This is a genomic window from Bradyrhizobium sp. SEMIA (genome assembly GCF_014844175.1).
GTDB lineage: Bacteria > Pseudomonadota > Alphaproteobacteria > Rhizobiales > Xanthobacteraceae > Bradyrhizobium > Bradyrhizobium arachidis.
Genome location: NZ_CP046601.1, coordinates 6314541 through 6341026 on the forward strand (window position 1 = coordinate 6314541; position 26486 = coordinate 6341026).

General features: G+C 64.9%; 23 protein-coding genes and 3 pseudogenes. 16 read left to right on the plus strand and 10 right to left on the minus strand.

Features of this window, described 5'->3' with window-relative positions:
- The first annotated feature begins 143 nt into the window (after nucleotides 1–143).
- Genes FOM02_RS30625 through FOM02_RS30635 form a run of 3 tightly spaced genes read left to right on the plus strand, consistent with a single transcriptional unit; the run spans nucleotide 144 to nucleotide 3947 of the window.
- Nucleotides 144–641: a (2Fe-2S)-binding protein gene (locus FOM02_RS30625; RefSeq protein WP_027562563.1), complete on the plus strand. Its 498-nt coding sequence runs from the start codon at nucleotides 144–146 to the stop codon at nucleotides 639–641.
- Nucleotides 638–1693, plus strand: coding sequence for an FAD binding domain-containing protein (locus FOM02_RS30630; protein ID WP_027562564.1), 1056 nt, complete (start codon nucleotides 638–640; stop codon nucleotides 1691–1693). The genes FOM02_RS30625 and FOM02_RS30630 overlap by 4 nt, the downstream gene beginning before the upstream one ends.
- Complete coding sequence (locus FOM02_RS30635; protein WP_027562565.1) at nucleotides 1686–3947, plus strand: xanthine dehydrogenase family protein molybdopterin-binding subunit; 2262 nt, start codon at nucleotides 1686–1688, stop codon at nucleotides 3945–3947. Before FOM02_RS30630 ends, FOM02_RS30635 begins: the two co-directional genes overlap by 8 nt.
- A 42-nt stretch (nucleotides 3948–3989) precedes the next feature.
- Here the strand turns inward: FOM02_RS30635 and FOM02_RS30640 are convergent, their stop codons facing one another.
- Complete coding sequence (locus tag FOM02_RS30640) at nucleotides 3990–4142, minus strand: hypothetical protein (protein ID WP_167336557.1); 153 nt, start codon at nucleotides 4140–4142, stop codon at nucleotides 3990–3992.
- A gap of 145 nt (nucleotides 4143–4287) precedes the next feature.
- Complete coding sequence (locus FOM02_RS30645) at nucleotides 4288–4836, minus strand: cupin domain-containing protein (protein ID WP_027562566.1); 549 nt, start codon at nucleotides 4834–4836, stop codon at nucleotides 4288–4290.
- A 195-nt stretch (nucleotides 4837–5031) separates the two neighbouring features.
- On the opposite strand from FOM02_RS30645, the pseudogene FOM02_RS30650 reads away from it, so the two are divergent.
- Nucleotides 5032–6311, plus strand: a pseudogene (locus FOM02_RS30650) (aspartate aminotransferase family protein).
- Between the two features lie 70 nt (nucleotides 6312–6381).
- Nucleotides 6382–7647, plus strand: a complete 1266-nt coding sequence (locus tag FOM02_RS30655) for a D-amino acid dehydrogenase (protein WP_027562568.1) — start codon at nucleotides 6382–6384, stop codon at nucleotides 7645–7647.
- 165 nt (nucleotides 7648–7812) lie between these two features.
- On the opposite strand, the gene FOM02_RS30660 is transcribed toward FOM02_RS30655, so the two are convergent.
- Entirely contained in the window at nucleotides 7813–8457 is a 645-nt protein-coding gene (locus FOM02_RS30660; protein WP_035730782.1) for a helix-turn-helix domain-containing protein, read from the minus strand.
- Between the two features lie 179 nt (nucleotides 8458–8636).
- Between FOM02_RS30660 and FOM02_RS30665 the strand changes: the two genes are divergently transcribed.
- The 4 genes from FOM02_RS30665 to FOM02_RS30680 are packed head-to-tail and all read left to right on the plus strand — an operon-like array spanning nucleotide 8637 to nucleotide 12108.
- A complete protein-coding gene (locus FOM02_RS30665) occupies nucleotides 8637–9395 on the plus strand; it encodes an ABC transporter substrate-binding protein (protein ID WP_027562570.1) in 759 nt (252 codons plus the stop codon).
- A 34-nt stretch (nucleotides 9396–9429) separates the two neighbouring features.
- Complete coding sequence (locus FOM02_RS30670) at nucleotides 9430–10083, plus strand: amino acid ABC transporter permease (RefSeq protein ID WP_265440437.1); 654 nt, start codon at nucleotides 9430–9432, stop codon at nucleotides 10081–10083.
- The gene (locus FOM02_RS30675; protein ID WP_265440438.1) at nucleotides 10080–10811 is read left to right on the plus strand and encodes an amino acid ABC transporter ATP-binding protein; all 732 of its coding nucleotides are present in this window, start codon (nucleotides 10080–10082) and stop codon (nucleotides 10809–10811) included. The genes FOM02_RS30670 and FOM02_RS30675 overlap by 4 nt, the downstream gene beginning before the upstream one ends.
- A gap of 10 nt (nucleotides 10812–10821) precedes the next feature.
- Nucleotides 10822–12108: an NAD(P)/FAD-dependent oxidoreductase gene (locus FOM02_RS30680; RefSeq protein ID WP_027562573.1), complete on the plus strand. Its 1287-nt coding sequence runs from the start codon at nucleotides 10822–10824 to the stop codon at nucleotides 12106–12108.
- 380 nt (nucleotides 12109–12488) lie between these two features.
- Here FOM02_RS30680 and FOM02_RS30685 read toward each other — a convergent pair.
- Nucleotides 12489–14077 (minus strand): annotated as a pseudogene (locus tag FOM02_RS30685) (gamma-glutamyltransferase family protein).
- Nucleotides 14078–14193: 116 nt separating this feature from the next.
- On the opposite strand from FOM02_RS30685, the pseudogene FOM02_RS30690 reads away from it, so the two are divergent.
- A pseudogene (locus FOM02_RS30690) lies at nucleotides 14194–14966 on the plus strand (enoyl-CoA hydratase-related protein).
- 176 nt (nucleotides 14967–15142) lie between these two features.
- On the opposite strand, the gene FOM02_RS30695 reads toward FOM02_RS30690, so the two are convergent.
- Together FOM02_RS30695 and FOM02_RS30700 are read right to left on the minus strand one after the other, a co-directional pair.
- Nucleotides 15143–15313, minus strand: a complete 171-nt coding sequence (locus FOM02_RS30695) for a hypothetical protein (RefSeq protein ID WP_167336558.1) — start codon at nucleotides 15311–15313, stop codon at nucleotides 15143–15145.
- A gap of 9 nt (nucleotides 15314–15322) precedes the next feature.
- Complete coding sequence (locus FOM02_RS30700) at nucleotides 15323–15556, minus strand: DUF6894 family protein (protein WP_027562577.1); 234 nt, start codon at nucleotides 15554–15556, stop codon at nucleotides 15323–15325.
- Between the two features lie 207 nt (nucleotides 15557–15763).
- Between FOM02_RS30700 and FOM02_RS30705 the strand changes: the two genes are divergently transcribed.
- The 6 genes from FOM02_RS30705 to FOM02_RS30730 all read left to right on the plus strand — a co-directional run bounded on the left by FOM02_RS30705 (nucleotide 15764) and on the right by FOM02_RS30730 (nucleotide 22447).
- Entirely contained in the window at nucleotides 15764–17833 is a 2070-nt protein-coding gene (locus FOM02_RS30705; protein WP_027562578.1) for a PQQ-dependent sugar dehydrogenase, read from the plus strand.
- A complete protein-coding gene (locus FOM02_RS30710; protein WP_027562579.1) occupies nucleotides 17790–18731 on the plus strand; it encodes an SMP-30/gluconolactonase/LRE family protein in 942 nt (313 codons plus the stop codon). Before FOM02_RS30705 ends, FOM02_RS30710 begins: the two co-directional genes overlap by 44 nt.
- A 191-nt stretch (nucleotides 18732–18922) precedes the next feature.
- Entirely contained in the window at nucleotides 18923–19948 is a 1026-nt protein-coding gene (locus tag FOM02_RS30715; RefSeq protein ID WP_027562580.1) for a histone deacetylase family protein, read from the plus strand.
- Nucleotides 19949–20121: 173 nt separating this feature from the next.
- A complete protein-coding gene (locus FOM02_RS30720) occupies nucleotides 20122–20388 on the plus strand; it encodes a hypothetical protein (protein WP_027562616.1) in 267 nt (88 codons plus the stop codon).
- 494 nt (nucleotides 20389–20882) lie between these two features.
- A complete protein-coding gene (locus FOM02_RS30725; RefSeq protein ID WP_231164125.1) occupies nucleotides 20883–21455 on the plus strand; it encodes a hypothetical protein in 573 nt (190 codons plus the stop codon).
- A gap of 215 nt (nucleotides 21456–21670) precedes the next feature.
- Nucleotides 21671–22447, plus strand: a complete 777-nt coding sequence (locus FOM02_RS30730) for a response regulator transcription factor (RefSeq protein ID WP_035730786.1) — start codon at nucleotides 21671–21673, stop codon at nucleotides 22445–22447.
- Here FOM02_RS30730 and FOM02_RS30735 read toward each other — a convergent pair.
- The 4 genes from FOM02_RS30735 to FOM02_RS30750 all read right to left on the minus strand — a co-directional run bounded on the left by FOM02_RS30735 (nucleotide 22444) and on the right by FOM02_RS30750 (nucleotide 26244).
- Entirely contained in the window at nucleotides 22444–22809 is a 366-nt protein-coding gene (locus FOM02_RS30735) for an HlyD family secretion protein (RefSeq protein WP_265440440.1), read from the minus strand. The genes FOM02_RS30730 and FOM02_RS30735 overlap by 4 nt on opposite strands.
- On the minus strand, nucleotides 22773–23861 hold the full coding sequence (locus FOM02_RS30740) for a biotin/lipoyl-binding protein (RefSeq protein WP_265440441.1): 1089 nt from the start codon (nucleotides 23859–23861) through the stop codon (nucleotides 22773–22775). Before FOM02_RS30740 ends, FOM02_RS30735 begins: the two co-directional genes overlap by 37 nt.
- 50 nt (nucleotides 23862–23911) lie before the next feature.
- Nucleotides 23912–25648 (minus strand): type I secretion system permease/ATPase, encoded by a 1737-nt coding sequence (locus FOM02_RS30745; protein ID WP_035730787.1) that lies wholly within the window; start codon nucleotides 25646–25648, stop codon nucleotides 23912–23914.
- A 137-nt stretch (nucleotides 25649–25785) separates the two neighbouring features.
- Complete coding sequence (locus tag FOM02_RS30750) at nucleotides 25786–26244, minus strand: hypothetical protein (protein WP_027562621.1); 459 nt, start codon at nucleotides 26242–26244, stop codon at nucleotides 25786–25788.
- Nucleotides 26245–26486 lie beyond the last annotated feature (242 nt).

Consider the following 26486-nt stretch of genomic DNA (forward strand, 5'->3'; position numbering starts at 1 on the left):
TGCGCAGCCCTTGTTAAGCGGAGGGTGCCTCCGTATCTTCGCTGATGTTGGCCGGGTTCCGCCCGGCCCACGCGATATCGACGGCGGCCACGGCGGTGGCGCGCTGGCCGATGACTCATGTCCATATCTGATCGGAGCCTTGTATGAACCACTCCATCAGCCTCACCGTGAACGGTGCGCGGCGCGACTTCGTCCTCGACGATCCGCGCGTCACGCTGCTCGATCTCCTGCGTGAGCGCCTCCATCTCACCGGCACCAAGAAGGGATGCGACCGCGGCCAGTGCGGCGCCTGCACCATTCTCGTCGACGGCAAGCGCATCAATTCCTGCCTCGCGCTCGCCATCAGCCATGACGGCGCCGACATCCTCACCATCGAAGGTGTCGCGCGTGGCGACCAGCTTCATCCGGTGCAAGCCGCCTTCATCGCCCATGACGGATTCCAGTGCGGCTTCTGCACGCCTGGCCAGATCATGAGCGCAATCGGCATGATGCAGGAGGCGCAGGCCGGCAACGATCCCGAGCGCATCCGCGAATGCATGAGCGGCAATCTGTGCCGCTGCGGTGCCTATGCCGGCATCGTCGATGCCGTGCTGGAGGCGCAGGCCGGCATGGATGAAACCAACCAGAGGCGCTCCGCATGAAACAGTTCGATTATATCAGGCCGGCCACGGTCACCGAAGCCGTCGCTGCGGCCGCCCAGCCGGGCGCTGTTTATCTCGCCGCCGGCACCAATCTGCTCGATCTGATGAAGGGCGGCGTCAGCCGGCCGGATCGCCTGGTCGACGTCACGCATCTCGACGGGCTCGATCAGATCGAGCGTCTTTCCGACGGATCGTTGCGCATCGGCGCGCTCGCGAGTAACGCCGATCTCGCGCACGACGCGGAATTCGCGCGGTCGTATCCCGCAGTGGCGGAAGCGCTGCTCTCCGGCGCATCGGCTCAATTGCGGAATGCCGCGACCGTCGGCGGCAATCTGCTGCAACGGACGCGCTGTGCGTATTTCTACGACACCGCTAGCCGCTGCAACAAGCGCGAGGCCGGGTCCGGCTGCGATGCCCGCGATGGCGAGAACCGCGGCCACGCCGTGCTCGGCTGGAGCGAGAGCTGCATCGCTACGCACCCGTCCGATTTCTGCGTGCCGCTGGTCGCGCTTGACGCCGTCGTCGAGATCGAGGGTAGGAACGGTCGTCGCGAGATCGCGCTCGACGAGTTGCATCGCCTGCCCGGCAACACGCCCGAGCGTGAATCCGCTCTCGAACCCGGCGATCTCATCGTCGCCGTTCGTTTGCCGCCTGCGGCGCGCGGCTTTGCCGCCCATGCGCGCTACCTCAAGGTCCGCGAGCGTACGTCTTACGCCTTTGCCGTGGTCTCGGCCGCTTCTGCGTTGCGGATCGAGAACGGCAAGATCGCCGAAGCGCGGCTAGCGCTCGGCGGTGTCGCCGCAAAGCCCTGGCGCGCCCGCGCGGCGGAGGATGTGCTCAAGGGCGTCGCACCCACGGCCGACGCTTTCCAGGAAGCCGCTTGGCGCGCGCTCACCGACGCAAAGCCGTCTGGCGACAACGCCTTCAAGATCGAGCTTGCGCGCCGCATCGTCGTGCGCGCGCTGACCCTCGCCGCTGCCGGTACGCCCGCGCGTATTCCCGCACTGCCGGCCTCTCCCTTTGCCTCCATGTCCGGAGCCGTCCATGCCTGAGCTCAATCTCACCAGCGCGCCCGCTCATCTCCGCCACGGCTCGAACATCGGCCAGCCGCTGACCCGCCGCGACGGCATGCTCAAGGTCACGGGCCGTGCCACTTATGCCGCCGACAACCACCCGCCGGGGATGCTGTTCGCGGTGATGGCGGTCGCCAGCATCGCGCATGGCCGGGTCACCTCGCTCGATGTCGCTGCCGCAAAGCGCCATCCCGGCGTGGTCGATGTCATGACGCCAGACCACAAGCCTGAGCTCGCAATCGATCCGGAGATCAAGACCAATCCATTCGTGTTCCGGATGGAGGTGTTGCAGAGCAATGAGGTCCGCTACGCCAACCAGCCGATCGCCGTCGTGATCGCGGAAACGCTGGAAGCTGCCACCGAAGGCGCCGCATTGCTGGCGCCGCGTTACGAGACGCTGCCCGCGCTGGTCGGCCTCGATGCCGGCGAAAGTTACGTCCCGCCGGTCGTCGGCGTCGGCAATCCCACGGAAAGCCACCGCGGCGATGTCGAGGCGGGGCTTGCCGCGGCGGAGAAGCAGATCGACGCGATCTACGAGACGCCGCCGCAATATCACAACGCGATGGAGCCGCACGCGATCGTCGCGCACTGGGACGGCGACAATCTCCGGATCGACATGCCGACGCAGGGCCTGATGCTGTCGCTGGCGCGCGTTGCCGAGCTGTTCGGCATTGCGCATGACAAGATCCACATCCGCAGCCCGTTCCTTGGCGGCGGCTTCGGCTCCAAGGGGCTGATGGCCGGTCCCCCGGTCCTCGGCATCATGGCGGCCAAGCTCGTCGGCAAGCCGGTCAAGCTGGTGCTGCGCCGTGAGCAGATGTACGGCCCGGTCGGCCATCGCGCGCCGACGCGCCAGCGCCTGCGCATCGGCACCGACGGCGAGGGGCTCCTGACCGCACTCGATCATCATGCGCGGACCGTGTCGAGCACGTTCGACGATTTCTACGAGCCCGCGGCTGATGCCTCGCACACGCTCTACGCGGCGCCGGCGATCCGCACTTCGCATGACGCCGTGCGCGTCAACACCGGCACGCCGCTGTTCATGCGCGCGCCAGGGGAGGCGACCGGCTCGATCGCGCTCGAAAGCGCGATCGACGAGATGGCTTGGGCCTGCGGCATGGATCCGCTCGCCTTCCGCCTGAAAAACTATGCCGAGGTCGAGCCGATGACGGGACGACCCTTCTCCTCGAAGGCGCTGCGGGCCTGCTACGAGCAGGGCGCGGCGCGCTTCGGCTGGTCGAAGCGCTCGCTTCAGCCGCGGCAGATGCGCGACGATGCCGGCCTGCTGGTCGGCTGGGGCATGGGCACCGCGACCTTTCCGGCGCTGATGTTCCAGGCCGAGGCGCGCGCGGTGATCCGCCGCGACGGCTCAGGTGCCATGGAGATCGGCGCGCATGACATGGGGCAGGGCGCCTGGACGGCGCTTGCCCAGATCGCGGCTGATGCGGTCGGCCTCGACATCGACCGTGTCGACTTCAAGGCCGGTACATCCGATCTGCCCGATGCCGGTATCGCCGGCGGCTCGGCGCACACGGCGACCGCAGGTGCTGCGATCCACAGCGCCGGCGCAGCCGTGATCGCAAAGCTCGCTGATCTCGCGACCGGCGACGAGCGCTCGCCGCTGTTCGGCGCTGGCAATGCCGGCGTGATCGCGCGCGATGGCAGACTGGTCCGTCGCGACGACGAGAGCCGCAGCGAGAGCTATGCCGAGATCCTGGCGCGTGCCGGCGTCGCCGAGGTCGAGGCCCGCGGCACGGGCGCGCCGAACCCTGCGGCGATGCAGGAATATGCGATGCATGCCCACGGCGCGGTGTTCGCGGAGGTGAAGGTCGATCCCGAGCTCGGCCAGGTCCGCGTCACCCGCATGGTCGGCGCCTTCGCGGCGGGGCGCATCGTCAATCCGCATCTGGTGAAGAGCCAGCTGTTCGGCGGCATGATCTGGGGCATGTCCTTCGCGCTGCACGAGGAGGCCATCACCGATCGCCGCAGCGGGCGGATCATGAACGCTAATCTCGGCGAGTACCACATCCCCGTGAATGCCGACGTGCCGCCGCTCGACGTGATCACGGTCGAGGAACACGATCCGCACGTCAATGCGCTCGGCATCAAGGGTGTCGGCGAGATCGGCATTACCGGCAGCGCCGGCGCGGTTGCCAATGCGGTCTGGCATGCGACGGGCGTGCGCGTGCGTCGCTTCCCGATCAGGATCGAGGAATTGCTGACGCAGCGTTGAGGCAAAAGGCGGGGCGAGATCGTCTCGCTCCGCCGCGCACCTTTAATGCAGCTTCTTGCGGACCGCTTTGAGCGCCGCTCGCTGCGTCTCGATGTATTCGGCAATCGCCTTGCGCAGCTCCTGCGAATGGAGCTTGTCGGCATCACGCTGCACTTCGTCGAGCGCAGCCTCTGCATTGGCGAGCGTGATCTTCATCTGCGAGCCTTATGAAGCGGCGCCGGAATGTCTCTCGGCTGCGGCTCGCATCATATAGAGGATCGGCGCTTGGAAATTGAGATGCATCAAGCTCCGTAAGACACCGGGGCACTCCCGTAGGATCCCGGATAACGTTGATCGCGCGTCAGAACGTCGGCGGCGTGCAGGCCGAGATCACTTCGCAAGCCTTGCCGCCAACGCAGCGGAAGCGATGCGGCCGGCGGCTCTCGAAGTAGTAAGCATCGCCTGGATTGAGGATGCGTCGCTCGTCCTCGACGGTGACCTCGAGCTTGCCTGAGATCACGATGCCGCCTTCCTCACCGTCGTGGACGAGGTGCACGCGGCCGGTGTCGCTGCCGGGCTCGTAGCGTTCTTTCAGAATCTGCAGGCTGCGGCCGAACAGATTGTCGCCGATCTGCCGATACGAGATCGGCTTCTTGCCGACCTCGGTCAGCTCCTCGGCGCGATAGAAGATCTTGCGCCTGGACTCCGGCTCCAGTGCGAAAAACTCGGCGAGCCCCATCGGAATGCCGTCGAGGATGCGCTTGAGCGCGCCGACCGACGGGTTCATCTGGTTGGATTCGATCAGCGAGATGGTCGAATTGGTGACGCCGGCGCGCTTTGCCAGCTCGCGCTGCGACAGCTTGTGGCGCGCCCGGATGAATCGCAGCCGTCCACCGATGTCGACGCTCATGCCTAGTCCCGTGTTGCAAGTGTTGCGGATCGCGCAAATATGGACCGACTGCCCCAGTGAAATCAATGGTTTGCAGGTCACCAGAAAAGGACTTGTTGCGCTATGGAAGCCGTGGCTCTGCTAGCGGGTCAGCAAAGGAGCGCGGCCGTGACCCTTCATCAGATTCCGAACACTATCAAGACCGACTCGTTCTGGATGCCGTTCACGGCCAACCGGCAGTTCAAGAAGGCGCCGCGCCTGTTCTCCTCGGCCGAGGGCATGCACTACACCACCGTCGACGGCCGCAAGGTGATCGACGGCTCCGCCGGCCTGTGGTGCGTCAATGCCGGCCACGGCCGCAAGCAGATTGCGGCTGCGGTCGAGCGGCAGCTGATGACGCTGGACTTCGCGCCGACGTTCCAGATGGGCCATCCGCTCGCGTTCGACTTCGCCGAGCGCCTCGCCGAGATCGCGCCGAAGGGCCTCGACCGCGTCTTCTTCACCAATTCGGGCTCCGAGTCGGTCGACACCGCGCTGAAGATCGCGCTCGCCTATCACCGCGCCAACGGTCAGTCGAGCCGCACCCGCCTGATCGGCCGCGAGCGCGGCTATCACGGCGTCGGTTTCGGCGGCACCTCGGTCGGCGGCATGGTCGCCAACCGCCGTGCCTTCGCGACGCTGCTACCGGGCGTCGACCACATCCGCCACACCCATGATCTCTCCCGCAACGCCTTCGCCAAGGATCAGCCCGAGCATGGCGCCGAGCTCGCCGACGATCTCGAGCGTCTGGTCGGCCTGCACGGCGCCGAGACCATCGCCGCGTCATCGTCGAGCCGGTGCCGGGTTCGACCGCGGTGCTGCCGCCGCCGAAGGGCTATCTGCAGCGCCTGCGCGAGATCTGCGACAAGCACGGCATCCTCCTGATCTTCGACGAAGTCATCACCGGCTTCGGCCGCCTCGGCACGCCGTTCGCCGCCAACTTCTTCGGCGTCACGCCTGACCTGATGACGACCGCCAAGGGCATCACCAATGGCACCATCCCCTGCGGCGCGGTGTTCGCGAGCCGCAAGGTGCATGACGGCATGATGGTCGGCCCGGAGAACCAGATGGAGCTGTTCCACGGCTACACCTATTCGGCGCATCCGACCGCCTGCGCCGCGGGTATCGCCACGCTCGACATCTACAAGGACGAGGGCCTGCTGACGCGCGGTGCGACGATGGCCGAATACTGGCGCGATGCGCTGCATTCGCTGAAGGGCCTGCCGAACGTCGTCGACATCCGCAATTGCGGTCTGATGGGCGCGGTCGAGCTCGCCCCGCGTGACGGTGTCGTCGGTGCGCGCGGCTACGACGTGATGGTCGACTGCTTCAACACCGGCCTTTACCTGCGCATGAGCGGCGACAGCTTCGCGATGTCGCCTCCGCTCATCGTCGAGAAGAGCCATATCGACCAGATCGTCTCGATCCTCGGCGACGCCATCAAGAAGGTGGCCTGATAATTGCTCTCGCCGCTGCAGGGTTTTATCTTGCAGCGGCGCGTGTGATGCCGCGGGAGTTTGACCAAGCGTGAAAGTTCTGATCCTCGGCAGCGGTGTCATCGGTGTCACCTCCGCCTACTACCTCGCACGTGCCGGCCACGAAGTGACGGTCGTCGACCGTCAACCGGAGCCGGCGCTGGAGACCTCGTTTGCCAATGCCGGCGAGGTGTCGCCCGGCTATTCCTCGCCATGGGCCGGCCCCGGCGTGCCGGTGAAGGCGGTCAAGTGGCTGTTGATGAAGCACGGCCCGCTGGTGATCCGGCCGAAGCTCGATCCCGTGATGTGGGTCTGGCTGCTCAAGATGCTGCGCAACTGCACCAGCGCGCGCTATGCGGTCAACAAGAGCCGGATGATCCCGATCGCGGAATACAGCCGCGACTGCCTGCGCGACCTGCGCCGCGACATCGGCATCCAATATGACGAGCGCGCGCAGGGCACGCTCCAGCTGTTCCGCTACCAGGCCCAGCTCGACGGCACCGGCGAAGACATCGCCGTGCTCAAGCAGTACGGCGTGCCTTTCGAGGTGCTGAGCCGCGAGGGCTGCATCGCGGTCGAGCCGGCGCTATCAGGCGTGAAGGAGAAGTTCGCCGGCGGGCTTCGCCTGCCGCAGGACGAGACCGGCGACTGCCACATGTTCACGCAGGCGCTGGCCAAGCATGCCCAGGCGCTCGGCGTTCGCTTCATGTTCAACACCGGCATCGACCGCATCGTTACGGATGGTGCGCGCGTCAGCGGTGTTGCGACCAGCGCGGGGATGCTGCAGGCCGACGCTTATGTGCTCGCGCTCGGCAGCTGGTCGTCGCGGCTCGTTGCGCCACTCGGCATCTCGCTGCCGGTCTATCCGGTGAAGGGCTATTCGATCACGGTGCCGATCAAGGACGCCTCCGGCGCGCCGGAATCCACCGTGATGGACGAGAGCTACAAAGTCGCGATCACCCGCCTCGGCAATCGCATCCGCGTCGGCGGCACCGCGGAGATTTCGGGCTATTCGAGCAAGCTGTACGACGCGCGCCGCGCCACGCTCGATCATTCCCTGACCGACCTGTTCCCGCGCGGCGGCGATCTCTCCAAGGCGACGTTCTGGAGCGGGCTGCGCCCGATGACGCCGGATGGCCCGCCCGTGATCGGCCCGACGCAATACGCCAACCTCCACCTCAACACCGGCCACGGCACGCTCGGCTGGACCATGTCCTGCGGCTCTGGGCGGGTGCTCGCGGACATGCTGTCGGGCAAGAAGCCGGATGTCGATGTCAGCGCGCTGACGGTGGAGCGGTATATGCATCGGTTTGGCTAGGCGCTCTTCTCGTCATCGAACCATCACCGTCACCCTGAGGTGGCCGCGAAGCGGCCCTCGAAGGGCGACGGCCCGGCTGCATCTGGGCCGTCCATCCTTCGAGGCTCGCTGCGCGAGCACCTCAGGATGACGGGATTAGAATTGTGCTCGCCGCGCGAAAGGATGCTACCCCGCCCCCGTCACGCAATTCACCCACAGCACCACGGCCTTCGCATCATTCGCTGGATTCGAAAACCGGTGCGGCCTGCGGCTGGCAAATCTAAAACTGTCGCCCGTCTTCAGCGACCACGTCTCGCTATCTACCGTCAGCATCATCTCGCCTTCGAGCACGAGGCCGGCTTCCTCACCGTCATGGGTGTAGAGTTCGTCTCCGGTGGAGCCGCCGGGCTCCAGATGCACCAGGAACAGGTTGAGCCGGTTGTCGGCACCGGCCGGGCTGAGCAATTGCTTCGACACGCCGGTGCGCCACAGCTTCAATTCGGGTCGCTGCAATCCGCGCGTCACCACCTGATCCGATGCGCCGTCGGCGCTTGGGCTCGCGCCGAACAGCGCGGCGATGCCGACGCCGAGCACATCGGCGAGCGTCGCCAGCACGCGCAGCGACGGCGAGGAGAGGCCACGCTCGATCTGGCTGAGGAAGCCGATCGAGAGGTCCGTGCGCGCCGCGACCGTCTCCAGCGAGAATTGCCTGACACGCCTGAGATCCCTGATGCGGCGGCCGACTGCGACGTCCATCGCCGGCTCGGCCGGCTTGGCGGTCGTCTTGCCCTTCACCTTCCTGGCCGGCTTTGCGGCGGCCGGTTTGCGCATTCTTTTGCCACCGCTCACGTCAAACCGCTTCCTTCATGTGCATGAAAACCGCTTGCATCGTCCGCGAAAGTGTGACCAAATTTTCATATTGGTGAAAATAGGCCGAAACGGCTTGGCCCGCAACGTCTGATCACGACCTGCGCGAGCGCCGTCATCGGCCAAGCCCAAAGGGGGATGCGATGAAGCGTTTTGGTCTGGCCGCGATCGCGGTGCTCGCAATTGCAGCGATAACGCCGGCTTCGGCGCAGCAGGTGCTCAAGGTCGGTTCGACGCCGACCGGCATTCCCTTCACCTTCCTCGATACCAAGACCAACACTATCCAGGGCATCATGGTCGATCTCGTCACCGAAGTGGGCAAGGATGCCGGCTTCAACGTGCAGATCGAGCCGATGCAGTTCTCGGCGCTGATCCCGTCGCTGACCTCGAGCAAGATCGACATCATCGCCGCAGCGATGTTCATCACGGCGCCGCGCAAGGAAGTCGTCGACTTCTCCGATCCGATCTACACCTATGGCGAAGGTCTTGTGGTGCCGAAGAGCGACACCAAGGCCTATGTCACGCAGGATGATCTGAAGGGCGAGACCGTCGGCGCCCAGGTCGGCACCGCCTTCGTCGACGCGCTGAAGAAGACCGGCCTGTTCGCCGAGGTGAAGGCCTACGACACCATCCCCGACATCCTGCGCGACGTGAACACCGGCCGTCTCAAGGCCGGCTATGCCGACTATCCGATCCTCGCCTACAATCTGAAGCAGGGCGGCTTCCCCGATGTGCGCCTCGTCGACGGCTACAAGCCGGTCACCGTCGGCTCGGTCGGCATCGGCGTCCGCAAGGGCGAGACCGCGCTGCTCGGCAAGATCAACGCGTCACTGGCGAAGCTGAAGGCCAACGGCACCATCGACAAGATCCTCGATAAATGGGGCCTGAAGGCCCAGGGTTGATAGAGGCTGATAGCGCGTCATTGAAGGCTACCCGATGAAAGGCTTCTGGCACGACACCGTCGAGTTCTTTCCGATCCTGATGAATGGCGTCGCGTTGACGATCATTGTCACCATCGGCTCGCTGCTGCTCTCGACGGTGCTCGGCCTGATCTGGGCGATGATGCGAGTCTCCGGGATCAAGGCGCTGTCGATGCTCAGCGCCAGCCTGATCAACGTGATCCGCGGCATCCCGATCATTGTGCTGCTGTTCTACCTCTACTTCGTCATGCCCGATCTCGGCGTCAGGCTCAGCGCGTTGCAGGCCGCGATCCTCGGCCTCGGCATCGCCTATTCGGCCTATCAGGCGGAAAACTTCCGCGCCGGCATCGAGGCCATCGACAAGGGCCAGATCGAGGCGGCGCAGTCGATCGGCATGGCGTGTGCTGGACGCCTGCGCCGCGTGGTGCTGCCGCAGGCGGTGCGCATCGTGTTGCCGCCCTATGGCAACGTCATGATCATGATGCTGAAGGATTCTTCGCAAGCCTCGACCATCACGGTCGCCGAGCTTGCGCTGCAGGGCAAGCTGATCGCGTCATCCACCTTCAAGAACACCAGCGTGTTCACGCTGGTGGCCCTGATGTATCTCACCATGAGCATTCCGCTAATCCTGCTGGTCCGTCACTTCGAGAAGCGGGCCGGCAAGAAATGATCGAGCTGAACGACGTCCACAAGAGCTTTGGCAAGGTCGAGGTCCTCAAGGGCATCACAGCGAACGTCGAGAAGGGCGAGGTGGTCTGCATCATCGGCCCCTCGGGCTCCGGCAAGTCCACCATCCTGCGCTGTATCAACGGCCTCGAAAGCTACGATCGTGGCGAGATCAGCGTCGAGGGCCTCAAGGTCGACCGCGACGCGCCGTCGATCGTGAACATCCGTACCCAGGTCTCAATGGTGTTCCAGCGCTTCAACCTGTTTCCGCACCGCACCGCGCTGGAGAACGTGGTCGAAGGCCCGCTGTTCGTGAAGAAGGAGCCGCGCGCGCAGGCGTACGAGCACGGCCGCGCGTTGCTCGCCCGGGTCGGGCTTGCGGAGAAGGCCGACGTGCATCCGCCGCAACTCTCCGGCGGCCAGCAGCAGCGCGTCGCGATCGCGCGGGCGCTGGCGATGCAGCCCAAGGCGATCCTGTTCGACGAGCCGACCTCGGCGCTCGATCCCGAGCTCGTCGGCGACGTTCTTGGCGTGATGCGCAAGCTCGCCAACGAGGGCATGACCATGGTCGTCGTCACCCATGAGATGGGCTTTGCCCGCGACGTTGCCGATCGCGTGCTATTCATCGACGGCGGCGTCATCGTCGAGCAGGGGCCGGCCAAGGCGCTGCTCAACCAACCCCAGCATCCGCGCACGCAGGACTTCTTGCGCCGCGTGCTGCATCCGCTCTGACCGGACTCTCATGATGACGCGCCTGCCTCTGCCGCCCTCGCTTTACGCCGACACCGCCGTCGCGCCGGTCGCGACGCCGCCGCTCGATACGGACAAGAGCGTTTCCGTTGCGATCATCGGTGGCGGCTACGCCGGCCTTTCCACCGCGCTGCATCTGGCGGAGCAGGGCGTCGAGGCGCTGGTGCTGGAGGCGCAGGAGCCGGGATGGGGCGCGTCCGGCAACAATGGCGGCCACACCAATCCCGGCCTGAAGCACGACCCCGATCAGATCGAGGCGGACTTCGGCGCGGAGCTCAGCCGCCGCATGATCGATTTCTCCTACGGCACCACGAACTTCACGCATGATCTGATCCGCCGCTACCAGATCCCGTGCGAGGCGCGGCAGAACGGCACGCTACGCGCAGCCTATAACGAGGCCAGCGCCGCCGCGATCGAGAGCACGGCGCAGCAATGTATCCGTCGCGGCATGCCGGTAACGTACCTCAATCGCGAACAGTTGCGCGAGATGACCGGCACCGATCGCTACATCGGCGCGATGCTCGACACGCGCGGCGGCGATCTGCATCCGCTCAGCTATGCCCGCGGCCTCGCGCGCGCCGCGATCTCGGCGGGCGCGAAGGTCCATGGTGAGACGCCTGCGCTGTCGCTGCGCCGCGACGGCAGCCGCTGGCGCATCGAGACGCCGCGCGCGGTCGTGCATGCGGAGAAAGTGCTGCTTGCCACCAACGGCTTCACCGACGATCTCTGGCCCGCGCTCCGCCGCACCATCGTGCCGGTGTTTTCGTCGATCGCCGCCACCGCGCCGCTCTCCGACGAGGTCGCGCGCTCGATCATGCCGACGCGCCCGGTGCTCTATGAGAGCGGCCATATCACCGTCTATTACCGCATCGACCAGCAGAACCGCCTCCTGATGGGCGGCCGCGGCCCGATGCGCTGGATCAACTCGCCGCACGACGTCGCCTATCTCATGCGTTATGCGGAGCGGCTGTGGCCGCAGCTCAAGGGCGTCACTTGGACCCATGGCTGGAACAGCCGCCTCGCCATCACCGGGGATCATTATCCGCATGTGCACGAGCCCGCAGAGAACATCCTGGTCTCGCTCGGCTGCAACGGCCGCGGCGTCGCGCTCTCGACTGCGATGGGCGCGCAGCTCGCGCGTCGCCTGATCGGCGGCGCCAAGGCTGAGATCGACATGCCGATATCAGGCATCAAGCCGATCCCGATGCATGCGTTCTGGCCGGTCGGCGTGACGACCGCCGTGATCGCAGGCCGCGTGCGCGACCGGCTGGGGATTTAAAGAAGAAGGCGCCGCCCGGTCAGGAGCGACGCCTTGCAAGACTTGCAGTTAGGCTCGTCAGCAGCGGCCCTGTTTCCACAGCCCGGGCGGGCACCCGTGACCGCGCCAGCCGACCTTGCGTCCATGATGCCATACGGGCGGAGTTCCATGGCGATGCGCATGGTATCCGCCATGATGGCCGTGGCCATGGCCGTGACTATGACCATGACCGCCTTTGGCCAATGCCACGCTGGGCATGGTCAAGCCGGCAGTGATGATCACTGTTGCGGCGAGCGCGAGCTTCTTCATCCGAAATCCTCTCTTGTTAGGCACGCATCTGTCCGTTCGACGAACCGACATCGATCGCGATGTCGCGCGCAAATGCGGAGGAGTCGTGACGCTCAGGATTCGGCCACAGCATCAGCCCAAGGCTGGAAGATCTCGACCGCGCCCGAATTGGTACCGCCCTCGCGCATCACCACGCTTGGGCAGGCGAATTTTTGCGGCACGGCCTGCACCCGGCTTTCCTCATAGTCGAAGCGCGCGGCCAGGGTCTTGCGCACGTCCGCCGGCAATCTGGCATCGCCAATCACGATCGCGCCTTCGCTCGCGTCGATACGCGGCTGGTGGATGGCAGTGTCCAGGTCCATGCCAAAATCCATCGCGAAGGAGACGAGCTGCATCACCGAGGGCAGGATGCGGCGGCCGCCGGAGGCGCCGACGGCGAGACGCTTGCCGTTCTTCGTCTCGGCGATAACCGGCGTGTAGTTGCACAGGCAGCGCTTGCCGGGTGCGAGCGAGTTTGTGGTGCCCGGCGTCGGATCGAACCACATGATGCCGTTGTTCATGGTGATGCCGCTATGCGGCGTCACGTATTTCGAGCCGAAGGACGAGAGCAGGGTCTGCGTCACCGCCGCGATGTTGCCGTGCCGGTCGACCACGGAGAAATGGGTGGTGCAGGCGGGCGCCAGATATTCGGCGCCGAGCGAGCGCTTGCCGTCCGCATCGCCCATGTCCTTGAGCCGCTCGCGGAAGGCCCCCTGCAGCGCGAGCGCATATTCGACATAGGCGGCAGCATCCGGCGCGTCCGCCGGCTTCAGGCTCTGCTGCAACAGGCGCAGCGCATGTGCCATGGTCGGGCCGGCCGTCAGCTCCGGCGTCGCGTAAACCTTGCCGTCGCGATAGGGGATCGCCAGCGGCTCGCGCGGATGCGCGCGGAACGCGGCGAGGTCCTCGACCGACAGCGAGCCGCCGTCGGCCTTGATGTCGGATGCGATGCTCCGGGCGAGATCGCCCTGATAGAAATCGCGCGACCCTGCGTCGGCGAGATGCGATAGCGTCGCCTTGAGCGAATCCTGCGGCAGCCGCGTCTCGGACTTGATGCCCCATGGCGCGCTCGGCGGCAGGCCATCCTTCAGATATGCCGCCGCACTCGCAGGATAGCGCCTGAGATCGGCCGCCGAGCCCGCGATCGTCAGCGTCGTCCACCAATCGGCAAGCAGGCCTTCGCCGGCGAGCCTGGCTGCCGGCGCGACCAGATCCTTCCACGGCATCTTGGCGTAGCGGCGATGCGCCTCCTCCATGCCGGCGACGACGCCGGGCACGGCGATCGAACCGGGGCCGTGGATGTTGCGATCGTCCTTTACCCGCGGCCAGGGGAAAAGGTCCGACGCGGCGCCTTCGCCGCTGAGCGGATAGTCGGCGGTGCGCAGGCTCTGCGGCGCGCTCATTCCGTAGTCGATCACCTCATAGCGATTTTCCCTGGCGCGGTAGAGCACCATCGCGCCGCCGCCGCCGATGCCGCTGTTCCAGGGCTCCAGCACGTTCAGCGCAAAGGTGGTCGCGACGATAGCGTCCACGCAGTCGCGCCCGCCGCCAGCACCTGCGCCCCGACTTCGGCCGCCCGCCGCGATTGCGAGGCGACGATGCCGCCCTTGGATGTGACGGCGGGCTTGCGGACGGTTTGGTTCAGGCTGAACTGATGAGGCATGATGTCGTCTTCATCTCTGTTGTTTTTGGTTTGTGGCGCTGGCGCGGAAGCTCAGCATTGGCGGGGCGCGCGGAGGATGGCACATTGCCGTCAACGAGAACAAACGGAGGAGCGACATGGCAGGTGTGAAACAGGCGCGGGATGGCGCGGTCGGGATCCTGACGCTCGATGAGCCCGCAAGCCTGAACGCGATGACGCCGGACCTGCTTGGCGCGCTCGCCGCCGCTGTCGCCGAGATGACTGGGGATGAGGAGGTCCGCGCGCTGGTCCTCACTGGCGCCGGGCGTGGATTCTGCTCAGGACAGAATTTGAAGGCGTCGGAAGCGCTCGGCGAGGACATCGCGGCCGGCGTGATGCGTTTCTACTGGCCGGCCTTCAAGGCATTGCGCGAATGCCGCGTGCCTGTCGTCGTTGCCGTCAACGGTGTCGCGGCCGGCGGCGGCTTCAGCCTCGCGATGGCCGGCGACATCATTGTTGCGGCGCGGTCGGCGAGCTTCATCCAGGTGTTCAGCCGCATCGCGCTGGTGCCCGATCTCGGCTCGACCTGGCTGCTGCCGCGCCTGATCGGCCGCCAGCGCGCGCTCGAGCTGATGCTGTTGAACGAGCCGCTGACGGCCGAGCGCGCTCGGGAGATCGGCCTGGTGCGGCAGGTTGTCGACGATGAGAGGCTAATGGACGAGGCGCTCGCGCTGGCGCGCCGTCTTGCCGACGGCCGACGCGCGCTTTGGTCGCAACCCGCGCGCTGGTCGAGGAGAGCGAGCATGCGACCTACGAGGCCCAGTTCCGCCGCGAGATCGAGCTTCAGGGCATCATCCGCAAGAGCGCCGATGCGATCGAAGGCCGCACCGCCTTCGTCGAGAAGCGCAAGGCGAAGTTTACGGGGAAGTGAGGCAGGGCACGCTTCTTCCCCACGTCATGCCCGGGCATAGCCGTCCGAAGGACGGCGTCGCTTACGCTCGCCTATGACCCGGGCATCCACGTCTTTGCGCCTCAAGAACGTGGATGGCCGGGACAAGCCCGGCCATGACGGAGAAGGATCGAGATGCTGGAGGAAAGCCGCAGCCCTCAGAGCCCGCGGTTCAGCCGGCTGGCCTGGTACTTGGCGTGCCATTTCGGGCCCGGCCCGCGCATGTAGTGAAGCTCGGGGCGATAGGGGTTGCCGGCGATCCGCACCAGCTTCTGCCATTTGGCGGCGACGAAGCTCAGCGGCTGGCGAATGAGGCTCAGTGACAGCACGGCATCACCTCAATGCGGCTTGCCGAGCATGGCGGTGAAGGGGAGATCGAACAGATCCTCGCCGTCGGAACCGCTGACATGGATCACCCAGTCGCGCCAGTCTTCGGCACCAGGCGTCAGGATCATCGAGCTCATGATCTGGGCGGCGCGGTCGCGCGCTTCGGTCAGGTTGGCCACGGCAGCGCCGCTGCGATCGATCAGCGTGCCCTCGGTGTTGGAGCAGTGAAAATAGACCTGGACCATATGCGTCTCCTATTGGGAGCGATTGGGACGGCAAACCGATACCACCCGAGGCCTTCGCGAAACATTCGGGGCGAGCCCGGTAAGGGAATTTACGGAGATTGGTCGGCTCCAAGGTCGTTACGGGTTTAATCACAGGCGGGTGATGATCGACTGGACGGCGTATGGGCGGCATGGAACAAGCTTTACGGGAAAGTCCGGGGGGCCGCCGTGAATCAGCTCACATTGTCGCGCAAATGCCGGCGCTGGTTGGCGGCGGTCCTCGCCGGCGTGCTGCTTGGCGTCGCGCCCGCCGCCTCCTCCGAGCCGGTGAGGAAAAGCGGCTATGCGATCGGCACGGACCTCTGCGGCAGCGGGGACCTCGCCTTTCCCAGGATCCAGATCGACATGAAGGCGGGATTCTGCGCCGGCCTCGTCGCCAGCGAGGAGGACCATCTCAAATTTCCGCGCTCGATCGTCCAGGTGCCGGGACGCGACCTGTTCGTGGTCGCCGACATGGGCGGCTGGGGCCACACCGATGGCCGGCTGCTGCTGCTCGATCCGCGCGCGCCGCAGGGCCAGCGTTTCAAGGAGCTGCTGACCGGGATCGAATATCCATTCGGCCTCGTGATCGGCCCCGACAAGAAACTCTATGCCTCGTCCGCGGAGGCGATCTTCCGGTTCGATCCGCTGGCGGAGAATCCGCGCAGCACGGTCGAGACTATCATCCGGCACATGCCCGGCCGGCGGATCAAGCTGCCCGACGGCACCAGTCTCGACGAGAGCGCGCATCCGCTCAAGCAATTCGCTTTTGATAAAAATGGTCGGCTGTTCGTCAATGTCGGCTCGCACAGCGACGATTGCATCACGCCGGCGCCGATCACAAAGCCCTGCGCGGCGGCCGAGGGCGCCTCCGCGATGGCGTCGATCTGGCTGTTCACGCCGCCCGCGAATGGGGTCTTTCCGGCGTTGACACCGAAGGATCCCGACCCGCCGCACATCGTCTACGCGCGCGGCCTGCGCAACTCGATGGCGCTGGCTCTGCATCCAAACTTTCCCGACGCCGGCTACGCCTTCCTGCAAGGCGAGAACGGCCGCGACCTGCCCGACATCTTCAAGCCGAACGAGGAGATCAACGCGATCGAGCAGGGCAGGCATTATGGCTGGCCCTATTGCTACGACCTCTCGACGCCAAGCCCCGAATTCAAATTCGTGCTGCAGTCGGGTGTCTACAAATCGCTCTGCACCGCCAATGCGCTCTACAAGCCGCCATTCTCGCTGCTGCCGCCGCACGGCGCGCCGCTCGCGATGCTCTATTATCACGGCGCAAAATTTCCGGAGCTCGAGGGCAAGCTGCTGGTCGGCCTGCACGGCTATCGCCCGACCGGCAGCCGCGTCATCGTCTACGACGTCGACGACCACGGCTTTCCCCAGCCGAGCCCGCCACCGGTGCGCTACCATGTCAGCTGCGCCGCCGATCCGACCCACAGCTTCCAGACCGAGGCCGGCGAGGTCGCCGCCGCGCCGTTCGAGGAGCTGATCGCCGGCTGGCACCGCGTCAACGGCGCGCGGCCGCAAGGCGCGCCGGTCGGCATGACGGTCGCCGAAGACGGTGCGATCTGGCTGGTCGAGGACAAGAACCAGACCGTGATCCGCATCGATCGTGCCGCGGGTGAAGCGCCTCAGCCGCTCCCCTGCGACACGCGCAGCCAGGCGATGATCGACCAGCTCGCAGCGTTCGTTGCCAGAGACGCGCAGAACAGCATCCGTCTCACCACGCTTCGCAAGGGCCTCGTCGAAAAACACTGCGTCGGCTGCCACTCCGATTTCGGCCTGAAGGCGGGACAGTCGGACTCGGAGAAGGACGGGACGGTGCTGCGCTTCATGCTGTCGCAGGACGGCTGGATCTATCCCGGCGACCCCGAGTCCGGCCGGCTGCGCACGCGCCTGCGCGGTATCGGCGCTGAGAAGCTGATGCCGCCCGGCGGCGAGAGCCTGCCGAAGACCGAGCCCGGCTACACGCGCCTGCTCGATACCGCGGATTTGCTGGTTGCGAAAATGGTTCCGGGCACGCGCATGCGGATCAAGGCCGGTCCGCCGCAACGCAAGTTCTTTGGCAAAACCAACAAGGAATGCGGCGAAATACCGGCCGGCAAGGTCGTCGTCGTGACACAAAGGAGCGCTGTAGACAAATCCGGCTTCAGCCGGTTCTTCCGGCCGGCCGATCCCTATCTGAATGGCGAGTGCAGCGACGACGATGGCTATTACATCCGGCAGGAATTTCTGGTGCCTGTGCAGTAGCATTGTCCTCGTCATCGCGACGGCGTCCGCGCAAGCGGAGACAAAACTGTTCGAAAGCGTGCAGGTGACGCCTTCAGGTGAATACACTTTCGGCATTGAAGGGCCCGCCGCCGATCTCGATGGCAATCTCTTCGTGGTCAATCTCGGCAAGCCCGGCACCATCGGCAGGCTGCCGGCAGGTGGCGCGGCGTCGGTACTGTTCACGGCGCTGCCCGAGGGCAGCGTCGGCAACGCCATCCGCTTCGATCGCAGCGGCACCATGTTCATCGCCGACTACAAGAAGCACAACATCTTCGTGATCCCGAAGGGCGCGAGCGAGCCCGCCGTCTGGTTTCACTCCGACGAGATGAACCAGCCCAACGACATCACGGTCGCGCGCGATGGCTCGATCTATGCGAGCGATCCGAACTGGAAGGGCAGGGAGGGCCACATCTGGCGCATCGCCAAGGCCGCCGATGGCTCGGTGCAGGGGCAGGTGATGTCGGCACCGCGTGCCATGGGCACCACCAACGGCATCGACCTCAGCCCCGACGGCAAGACGCTCTATGTCGGGGAATCCAGCAGCGGCCAGATCTGGTCCTATGCGATCAACGGCAACGAGCTCACCGGTGCGAAGATGGTCAAGGCATTCCAGCCTGACACCGTCGACGGGCTGCGCACGGATGTCGCCGGCCGCCTTTTCGTCGCGCGCATCCTCAAGGGCACCATCGCGGTGATGAAGCCCAATGGCGCGGTCGAGCGCGAGATCGCGCTGAGGGCCAAGGAGCCGACCAACCTCGCCTTCGGCGGCAGCGACGGCAAGACCGTCTTCGTCACCCAGCGCCAGGGCGGCTTCATCGAGGCCTTCCGCACCGACCAGCAGGGTCGCGAGCACTGCCTCCAGCGCGGGCGCTGCTGAGCATGATCCGGACAAGCGTGCAGCGGTCTTCCGAAAAGATCATGCTCAAATAAAAGCGCATCTCACGGGCGCTCTGCTTCCGGCGCAGAGCGGCGCGGCAAGGGCGGCATTCTTCTTGCTTGCATCCGGCCGCCGCAGCGATCAAGACAGCTGTGGCACTATTCCAAGAGCGCACGCCACGGAGTGTTTGAGTGAAAGCCGTCCATACCGAACTGCATCGTAGCCACGATCCGCAATTCTTCCTGGTTCGCGGCGTCGTCAAGCGCACCACCGAGCAACCCGAGCGCGCCGACCGCCTGCTCAAGGGACTGAAGGACGGCAAGCATCAACTGGTCGAACCCAAGGGATTCGGGCAGGGGCCGCGTGCACGCATCCACAGCCCGGAATACCTGACATTCCTCAGCGAAGCCTGGGACGCCTGGACCGCGCTCGGCGATTCCGGTCCGGAGATGATCGGCAACATCCATCCCGTGCGCCATGCCGCGACCTATCCGACCCATATCGTCGGCAAGCTCGGCTGGCACACCGCCGACACCGCGGCGCCGATCGGTCCCGGCACCTGGGCCGCGGCCTGCGCTGCGACCGACGTTGCTGTCACCGCGGCGCAGATGGTGATGGACGGCGAGGATGCGACCTATGCGCTCTGCCGTCCGCCCGGCCATCACGCCTATCGCGACATGGCCGGCGGCTTCTGCTTCCTCAACAACAGCGCGATCGCAGCCGCACATCTGCGGCTCAAGCACGAGCGCGTCGTGATCCTCGACGTCGACGTCCATCATGGCAACGGCACGCAAGGCATTTTTTACGCACGGCCGGACGTCTACACGATCTCGATCCACGCCGATCCCGTTGCGTACTATCCCTTCGTGTGGGGCTATGCCCATGAGCGCGGCGAGGGCCCGGGCCTCGGCACCAATCTGAACATTCCCCTCGCCATCGGCACCGGCGATGACGACTACATCCAGGCGATGGACGTTGCGCGCAAGGCGATCGAGTCCTTTGCGCCCGGCGCCCTCGTCATCGCGCTCGGCCTCGATGCCTCCGAGCACGATCCGCTGCGCGGCCTCGCCGTCACCACGCCCGGCTTCCGGCGCATCGGCCAGGCCATCGCCAAGCTCGGCCTGCCCACCGTGTTCGTGCAGGAAGGCGGCTATCTCTCCGATATTCTGGGCGCGAACCTGACCTCGGTGCTGGCGGGGTTTGAAGAGGCAAGGTGAGATGGTTTTTTTAACCTCTTCCCGCTTGCGGGGAGAGGTCGGAATTTGCGCAAGCAAATTCCGGGTGAGGGGCAACCCAAGCGCGATGATGATTCATCCTGATCTCATGCTTTAGGGGTGGATTGGATCTCTTGCCTTGCGAGAGATCACCCAATCGAGAAGGAGTAGCCACGATGACATCATTCAAAAATCCCGTGGGGTCGGTGCTGTTCAAGGCCCTGTTGACCGGACTGGTCGTCACCGCAATCTCTGGCACGCCGCTCCAGGCACGCGAGCACCGCGCCGGCGATCGACACGCCGAGCACAGCGTGGGGTCCGGCAGCTCTCGCATCGAGGGCGACCGGTCGATCGCGACGCCGGCCTACCACGCATTTGCGCCGGCGCCCTCGGAGCAGCCGGGCGGCGTTTGCGACCACGGGGATAATCCGATGATATGCTGAACGGCGGACGTAGTGGAGCGGGTTACGATGGCAGCGGACTCAATTCACGAGCCTTTGGAGCTGTGAAGACGGCCGAGCCGTTGAATGCACTGTCACCGTGATAGCGGCAGGACTCGAACCTGTGACCCGACCGTTATGAGCGGCCGAATGTTGGTCAGCTCCGTTGATCCCCGGCGATTCTGTTCGAGCCCAATTGCCTTCGTTGCGTCTCGTGCCTGAAGGCCCTAAGTCGGCGATCGGCAGCGTTTGGTAGCGCAAACCTTCAGACGAACTCGCAAGTTGCAGAAGGGTCCAAGAGCGGACCAAATCGGCCATGATTGCTCTCACCATCGGCCTTTCTCGTCTGGAACCTGATCCAGTCCGGCCATCCGGACATGGGCCGGACAGCGGCGCGCTTAATGGGCGCTTAATGCTTTTGCGCAACAGATAGATCACCAGCGCGGAATTAGTCCTAGTTACGAGTGCGAGCCGAGCTCCCGAGGAGGGGAAATCGGATGGGACTGCTTTTTGTCGGAGTGCTGGCAGGAGTCCTGATCGGCTTTGGCTGGTTTGCGCCTTCCCGGGGGTATTTCCTCGGGTGTGCGTCACGGCCCTGTTTCGACAGGGTTGCTGTCGCCCAATCCGCGCAGCCAATGCCGAAGGCGTTGGCGCCAGAGCCTGCGGTTGTCAGATCGAGTTCCGCAACGCCGGCAAAGCCCGGCAAGACATCAACCTCGAAAAAACGCGGATCGACCGAGCTTGCCAAAGCTTCGTCCCCGCGAACGAGGATCAGCGAACGGCCCGCGGAAATGCCGGATCCTGCTCTGGACAAGGCGAAGGTTGCGATCGCGACGCAGATGGGAACTCCGGAAACGCTCGAACTCAGCGACGTGAAGCGCGCAACGCGAAAGAACATGCTTGGACGCCCCGTGGATACGATTTGCGGGCGCGCGAAAGGAAGAAGCGCGTCAGGCGGCGAGACTGGAGAGAGGCCGTTTCTGTATCTCGTGAAGGAGGATGAAGCATATGTCGTCGACGGCAAGTCAGGGTCGGCGGCGTCAACGGCGTATCGAAATATCTGCAATTGAGGGAATGCGTCGACTTCGCCACGGCGTGGTGCGCGCCCAAATGTTTTGAGCGGAAAGAACTTCCACCCAGGTGTCAAGTGATCCCGCAGTGGATGCGGCACTAACGGCGGCACTGCGCCGCTCTCGTGTTGATGCATTCAGGATGAATGCGGGCAGCAGGGAGACGCAATACGGAATGGGAATATCGCGGAAGTTCTTTTCATCTCGAGGACATCATGCACGACATAACCAACCCGTCAAAACGGCTCAATGAATCGCTTCACTTGCCGGTTCTGGTGATCATCGAGCCGCTTCTGTTGCCTCGTACATGCATTCTGCAGATCCTCAGGAGGGAGTTGGACGAACTTGAGATCCTTGACATGGCAACGGCCCAAGGCCTGGACTGCACGTCAGCCCGCGATGTTCGTCTGGTGATGCTGAGTATCGCGGACAAGCCCATCGGCGATCCCTCGGTTGAGGACGATCTCGCCTTCGTTGCGGAGTGTTGTCCCAATGCCGCCACTGTGGTCCTGTCAAACCATGACGACGAGCCGACCGTGCAGGCCGCGATGCAGCGGGGCGTGCGCGGCTTTCTTTCCTCCTCGCTGCCGATCGAGATCGCGATAGCTGGCCTGCGCCTTGTTCTTGTCGGCGGCGCCTACAGGCCGTTGCCCGTGGCCGGGATCAACAGGATACCGGATTTCGAGCCGCCTGATGCGCGCGGGCCCGCATATCTGATGAACGAGGGAGCCAGAGTGGCTATCGACAGGAGCGTGAACGATCTCACGCCTCGTGAGCAACAGGTTCTGGCGGAACTGGAGCTCGGCCTGCCCAACAAGCTGATCGCCGCCAAACTGGGCCTCTCGGAAAGCACAGTCAAAATGCACATTCAGCATATCATGAGGAAATGTGCCGCGCACAATCGCACGGAAGCCGTCCTCCGCTGGCGCGGCCGGTTGCCCGCGCAGAGTCGCGATCACGACGGCGGCGCAGCTCCCATGCACGAGACCTAATCTTCTCTGAATGCACCACGGAAGCTGTCGAGCAGGGGCCTGAGCGCGTAGAGAGCCACGGTGCCGCGCCCCGTCGTGATGAACACTTGGACCGGCATGCCGGGGACGATCTGGATGTCGTTCGCCGCGATCTGCCCGTCGTCGATCCGGATCTTGGTCGCGTAGTATGGCTGGTCGGTGCGCTTGTCGAGGAGCCGGTCTGCGGATACGTGCACGACGGTCCCCTTCAGGCGAGGTACGCGGCGCTGATTGTACGGTACGAGGTGAACCTCGGCGTGGAGGCCGGGATGAACCACATCGATGTCCTCGGGCCTCAGGCGCGCTGTTACGATGAGACGGTCTTGCCGGGGCACCAGGTCCATGAGCGGAGCACCCGCTCCGATGACGCCGCCGGCCGTATGAACCGCAGATCGGTTATCACGCCGTCCTCGGGCGCCTTGACCTCCGTTCGCGATAGCTGGTCCCTTGCCGCAAGCAACCGCTCGCGGAGCTGGAATATCTGGTTCTGTGCTTCACGAAGCGACTGTGCGATCTCGTTCTGTCTCTCGCTCTCGAGCTTGAACAAGGTGGCCTGCTGTTCGCTGATGACCTGCCCGGCGCGAGCAATCTGCGCGGCGGTCTCGCCGCGGCGGCCCTCGACCTCGGCCAGCTCCCGCTGCAGGTTCAGAAGCCGCGGCCGCCGTTCGAGTCCCTTGTTGACGAGGGTCGCGACCATATCCAGTTCCTCCCGAACGATGTCGACCCGCTGCCCGGTGGCGGTTTCCTGAGCCTTGAGACCTTCGATCTCCTTCTCGACTTGACGCCTTCGTTCGCGAATGACCGCAATCTGCGACTCGTGAACCTGCAGGCGCGCCTGGAAAATGAATTGCTGCGCCGACACTGCAGCGGCGGCCACTCCGCTCTGCCTGCTGTCCTGTTCCAGCGCGTCCGGGATTGCGATCTTATCGAATCTCTGCTGCTCGGCTTGAAGCCGTGCGGCACGAGCAGCTGCATCCCAAAATTGGCCTTGAAGACTTTGCACCTCCGAGCTCGCCCTTGTGTCCTCCAGCGCGATCAGCGTTTGGCCGCTGCGCACGATATCGCCATCCGAAACCAGGATCTTGCTGACGATACCGCCTTCCAGATGCTGGATCGTCTTGCGACTCGATTCCGATTCCACGACGCCGGACGCGATCGCGGCGCTCTCGAGCGGCGCGAGGCTCGCCCATGTCCCGAGCCCCAGCATGAAGCAGAGCACCAGCAGATTGCCCGCAACGGTAATACCGCGAAGCCTTCCGCGCGGAGAGATCGGCGTGGGCGTCGAGCACCATGGAAATTCCAGAGGCTCGAAATCGTCGATCGCGGTCACCACGACGCCAGATCGTCGGGCGGGCGAGGGGCTTGTCGGCGCTCGCATGAGCTGGTCCCAGATCATGGGAAGTCTCGAGACGGCGGGATGCTTCCATATGGTGAGGGAATTCCAGATCATGGCGCAATCTGCGAAGTAACCTGGGGGCGGCTCAGGTGCCGTTCAAAGATGTCCTCGCTGTCGCCGAACGCGGCGACCGCACCGTCCTCCATGATGGCAATCTTGTCCGTGGCGGCGAGGAGACCCATCCGGTGAGTGACGACGACAAGGATGACGCCTGCGAGCTTCATGCGCTCGATCGCATCCAGGAGCATTCGCTCGCCCCCGTAGTCCAGGCTGGCGTTGGGTTCGTCGAGAACGACGAGGCGTGGACTGCCGAAGAAGGCGCGGGCGAGGCCGAGGCGCTGCCGATACCCGCGCGAGAAGGTTGCTTCACTCTGAACCACCGTGTCGTAACCCAGCGGCAAGCGCATGATCGCCCCGTGGATACCGACGAGCTTGGCCGCTTCGATGACCTTCCGCCGATCGGCATCTTCAAGGCGTGCGATGATGTCGTTGATCGTGTCGCCGAGGAGGTTGATGTCCTGGGGGAGATATCCGAGGCGGTCGCCGTTTCGGCCCTCGCGAAGCAGCAAGACGTCGGTATCGTCGAGGACGACACGGCCACGCGTTGGCATCGACAGCCCGGCGATCACCTGGCCGAGCAAGGACTTGCCCGACCCGGACGGACCGATAATGCCAAGGCATTCTCCGGGCATGAGGCTGAACGAGATGCCGTTCAGGAGAAGATGGTTGGTCCCCGCAAGCCGCACGTCAACATTGTCGACGACGAGGCCGCTTCGCGCCTGGAGTGGAGCATCCTCCGCGCTCTGCTGCCGGGCGACGGGGAATGCAGCAAGAAGAGCGCCGAGCCGCTGACAGGCGCTCACGGCCGACACGAGTGATTTCCAGCCTGCGACCGCGCTTTCGACCGGCGCGAGCGCCCGGCTGAACATCAGCGTGGCAGCAAAGATGATGGCCGGGCTCTTCCCGTGATCGAGGACGAGCCATGCGGCGGCGCCCATGATCAGGACCTGCGACAGCGCGCGAACCGGCTTGGCGGCCAGTGAGACGATCTCGCCGCGCCGGAGCGCCACATCGTGCTCTCTGCGCGCGTGCTGCGCGTCACGGTGGATCATGCGCGCAGCGTTGTCGAACATCCCCATGGCGCGGATCATGTGGATGTTGCTCGCTGCAGTCTGAAGGCGGCCGCAGCTTCTGGACAGCGCGGCGCCGGATCTGAGCAGAACGTCTTCCGTGACCAGCTCTCCGGCAACCGTGAGCGCGAACAGGAAGGCGACGCAGCAGGCGCCCACCGCGCCAAGCAGGGGATGGATCAGAAAGAGGACAAGGAGGAACAAAGGCGCCCAGAGCGCGTCGAACAGCATCGGACATGCGCCGGACTCGACGAACTGGCGCAGCACGGTGAGATCCCGATATGCGCCCGACGCCTGGGTCCAATCGCTGCGAAGCGCCGATTCGAGGCCGGCCGAGAGCACGCAAGGACGAAGGCGATCGTCGAGCCAGGCGCCAAGGCGTCCAAGGACGGCGCGCCGCAATGCATCGAATACGCCGCCGACGACCACCGTGATCGCGACGATGAGCGTGAGCAGGAGCAACGTGTCGCCGCTCCGGCTCGACAACACCCGGTCGTAGATCTGAAGAAGATAGATGGAGGGCGCGAACAGAAGCAGGTTGTAGCTGCAGCTATACGCGAATACGAGACCGAGCGGTCCCGCGCAGGACCGCAGGGCCGCGTGCAGCGGCGTCCCGATCTGCGGCAGGATGGGCAACCGAATGGGCGGCATCAGCATGATAGTCACCGCCTGAAATCGAGGTCCGGCGCACTTGGCCGATGGCCAAAATCATCCGCCAACGAGTTCGGCGGGGTATTGGCTCGAACTTCAGGACCGGTGGCGGCGGCCACCGGTCCTGCCGGACGAGCTGGTGGTCAGAACGTATCGAGATGGAAGCTGACTTCGCCGCCGAGCGCGGCGTTGCCGTCTCCGCCATGGCCGCCGACGCCGGCCACGACTTCCTGATGCTGGTCCACCCAGAGCTTGTTGGTCTGGGTCGCATCCGTATTGGCGTAGACCTTGGAGGTATCGTAACCGCTGTAGGACTTCTGGCTTCCGTTCGACTCGGCGTCGCCGCCATGGGCCTTCGAAAAATACGAGGCCTTCGCGTTGGCGCCGCCGGCATCCCAATCTGCCGTCTGTTTGACGTGATCGCCGGTGTTCACGTGCACGTCGGCACCGACTGCCTTGTTGCTTGGATCGAAGTTGACCGTCGGCTTGCTGATGATGGCTCCCTTGAAGGTGCCGTCGCCACCATTTCCGACGTTCTGACCACCGGTGCTGATCGATTTGAATTCGATCGAGTCCGAGATGTTGATCGCTTTGGGCATCATGTGTGCCTCCCTCTGTTGGCTTTCGTGCATCATCCATCCCGATCAGGCGGACGCGCGCGGCAAGTCTGATCCGGCCACGCGCGATGGCGATAGATGTCAAATCGGACACCATCCGGCTTGGTCGATCTACGTACGAAAGTATGGACATTCGTCGCGCAACACCGGAGCTCGAGACATCCGGAGGGCCCCGCAGGGCGAGCTCGCATGTGCAGAGCATCGAGGCAGCTCGCGATCGGGCTTGC

Excerpts from the sequence above, each read along its gene's own strand:
- FOM02_RS30735 (WP_265440440.1), bottom strand. The coding sequence starts at position 22,809 with ATGGACCTGGTGCCCCGGCAAGACCGTCTCATCGTAACAGCGCGCCTG.
- FOM02_RS30700 (WP_027562577.1), bottom strand. The coding sequence starts at position 15,556 with ATGGTCCAGGTCTATTTTCACTGCTCCAACACCGAGGGCACGCTGATC.
- FOM02_RS30640 (WP_167336557.1), bottom strand. The coding sequence starts at position 4,142 with ATGAAGATCACGCTCGCCAATGCAGAGGCTGCGCTCGACGAAGTGCAG.
- FOM02_RS30645 (WP_027562566.1), bottom strand. The coding sequence starts at position 4,836 with ATGAGCGTCGACATCGGTGGACGGCTGCGATTCATCCGGGCGCGCCAC.
- FOM02_RS30745 (WP_035730787.1), bottom strand. The coding sequence starts at position 25,648 with ATGCTGATGCCGCCCATTCGGTTGCCCATCCTGCCGCAGATCGGGACG.
- FOM02_RS30660 (WP_035730782.1), bottom strand. The coding sequence starts at position 8,457 with ATGCGCAAACCGGCCGCCGCAAAGCCGGCCAGGAAGGTGAAGGGCAAG.
- FOM02_RS30750 (WP_027562621.1), bottom strand. The coding sequence starts at position 26,244 with ATGATGCCCAAAGCGATCAACATCTCGGACTCGATCGAATTCAAATCG.
- FOM02_RS30665 (WP_027562570.1), top strand. The coding sequence starts at position 8,637 with ATGAAGCGTTTTGGTCTGGCCGCGATCGCGGTGCTCGCAATTGCAGCG.
- FOM02_RS30625 (WP_027562563.1), top strand. The coding sequence starts at position 144 with ATGAACCACTCCATCAGCCTCACCGTGAACGGTGCGCGGCGCGACTTC.
- FOM02_RS30710 (WP_027562579.1), top strand. The coding sequence starts at position 17,790 with ATGGCTATTACATCCGGCAGGAATTTCTGGTGCCTGTGCAGTAGCATT.
- FOM02_RS30730 (WP_035730786.1), top strand. The coding sequence starts at position 21,671 with ATGCACGACATAACCAACCCGTCAAAACGGCTCAATGAATCGCTTCAC.
- FOM02_RS30670 (WP_265440437.1), top strand. The coding sequence starts at position 9,430 with ATGAAAGGCTTCTGGCACGACACCGTCGAGTTCTTTCCGATCCTGATG.
- FOM02_RS30720 (WP_027562616.1), top strand. The coding sequence starts at position 20,122 with ATGACATCATTCAAAAATCCCGTGGGGTCGGTGCTGTTCAAGGCCCTG.
- FOM02_RS30740 (WP_265440441.1), bottom strand. The coding sequence starts at position 23,861 with ATGATCTGGGACCAGCTCATGCGAGCGCCGACAAGCCCCTCGCCCGCC.
- FOM02_RS30675 (WP_265440438.1), top strand. The coding sequence starts at position 10,080 with ATGATCGAGCTGAACGACGTCCACAAGAGCTTTGGCAAGGTCGAGGTC.
- FOM02_RS30725 (WP_231164125.1), top strand. The coding sequence starts at position 20,883 with ATGGGACTGCTTTTTGTCGGAGTGCTGGCAGGAGTCCTGATCGGCTTT.
- FOM02_RS30630 (WP_027562564.1), top strand. The coding sequence starts at position 638 with ATGAAACAGTTCGATTATATCAGGCCGGCCACGGTCACCGAAGCCGTC.
- FOM02_RS30635 (WP_027562565.1), top strand. The coding sequence starts at position 1,686 with ATGCCTGAGCTCAATCTCACCAGCGCGCCCGCTCATCTCCGCCACGGC.
- FOM02_RS30680 (WP_027562573.1), top strand. The coding sequence starts at position 10,822 with ATGATGACGCGCCTGCCTCTGCCGCCCTCGCTTTACGCCGACACCGCC.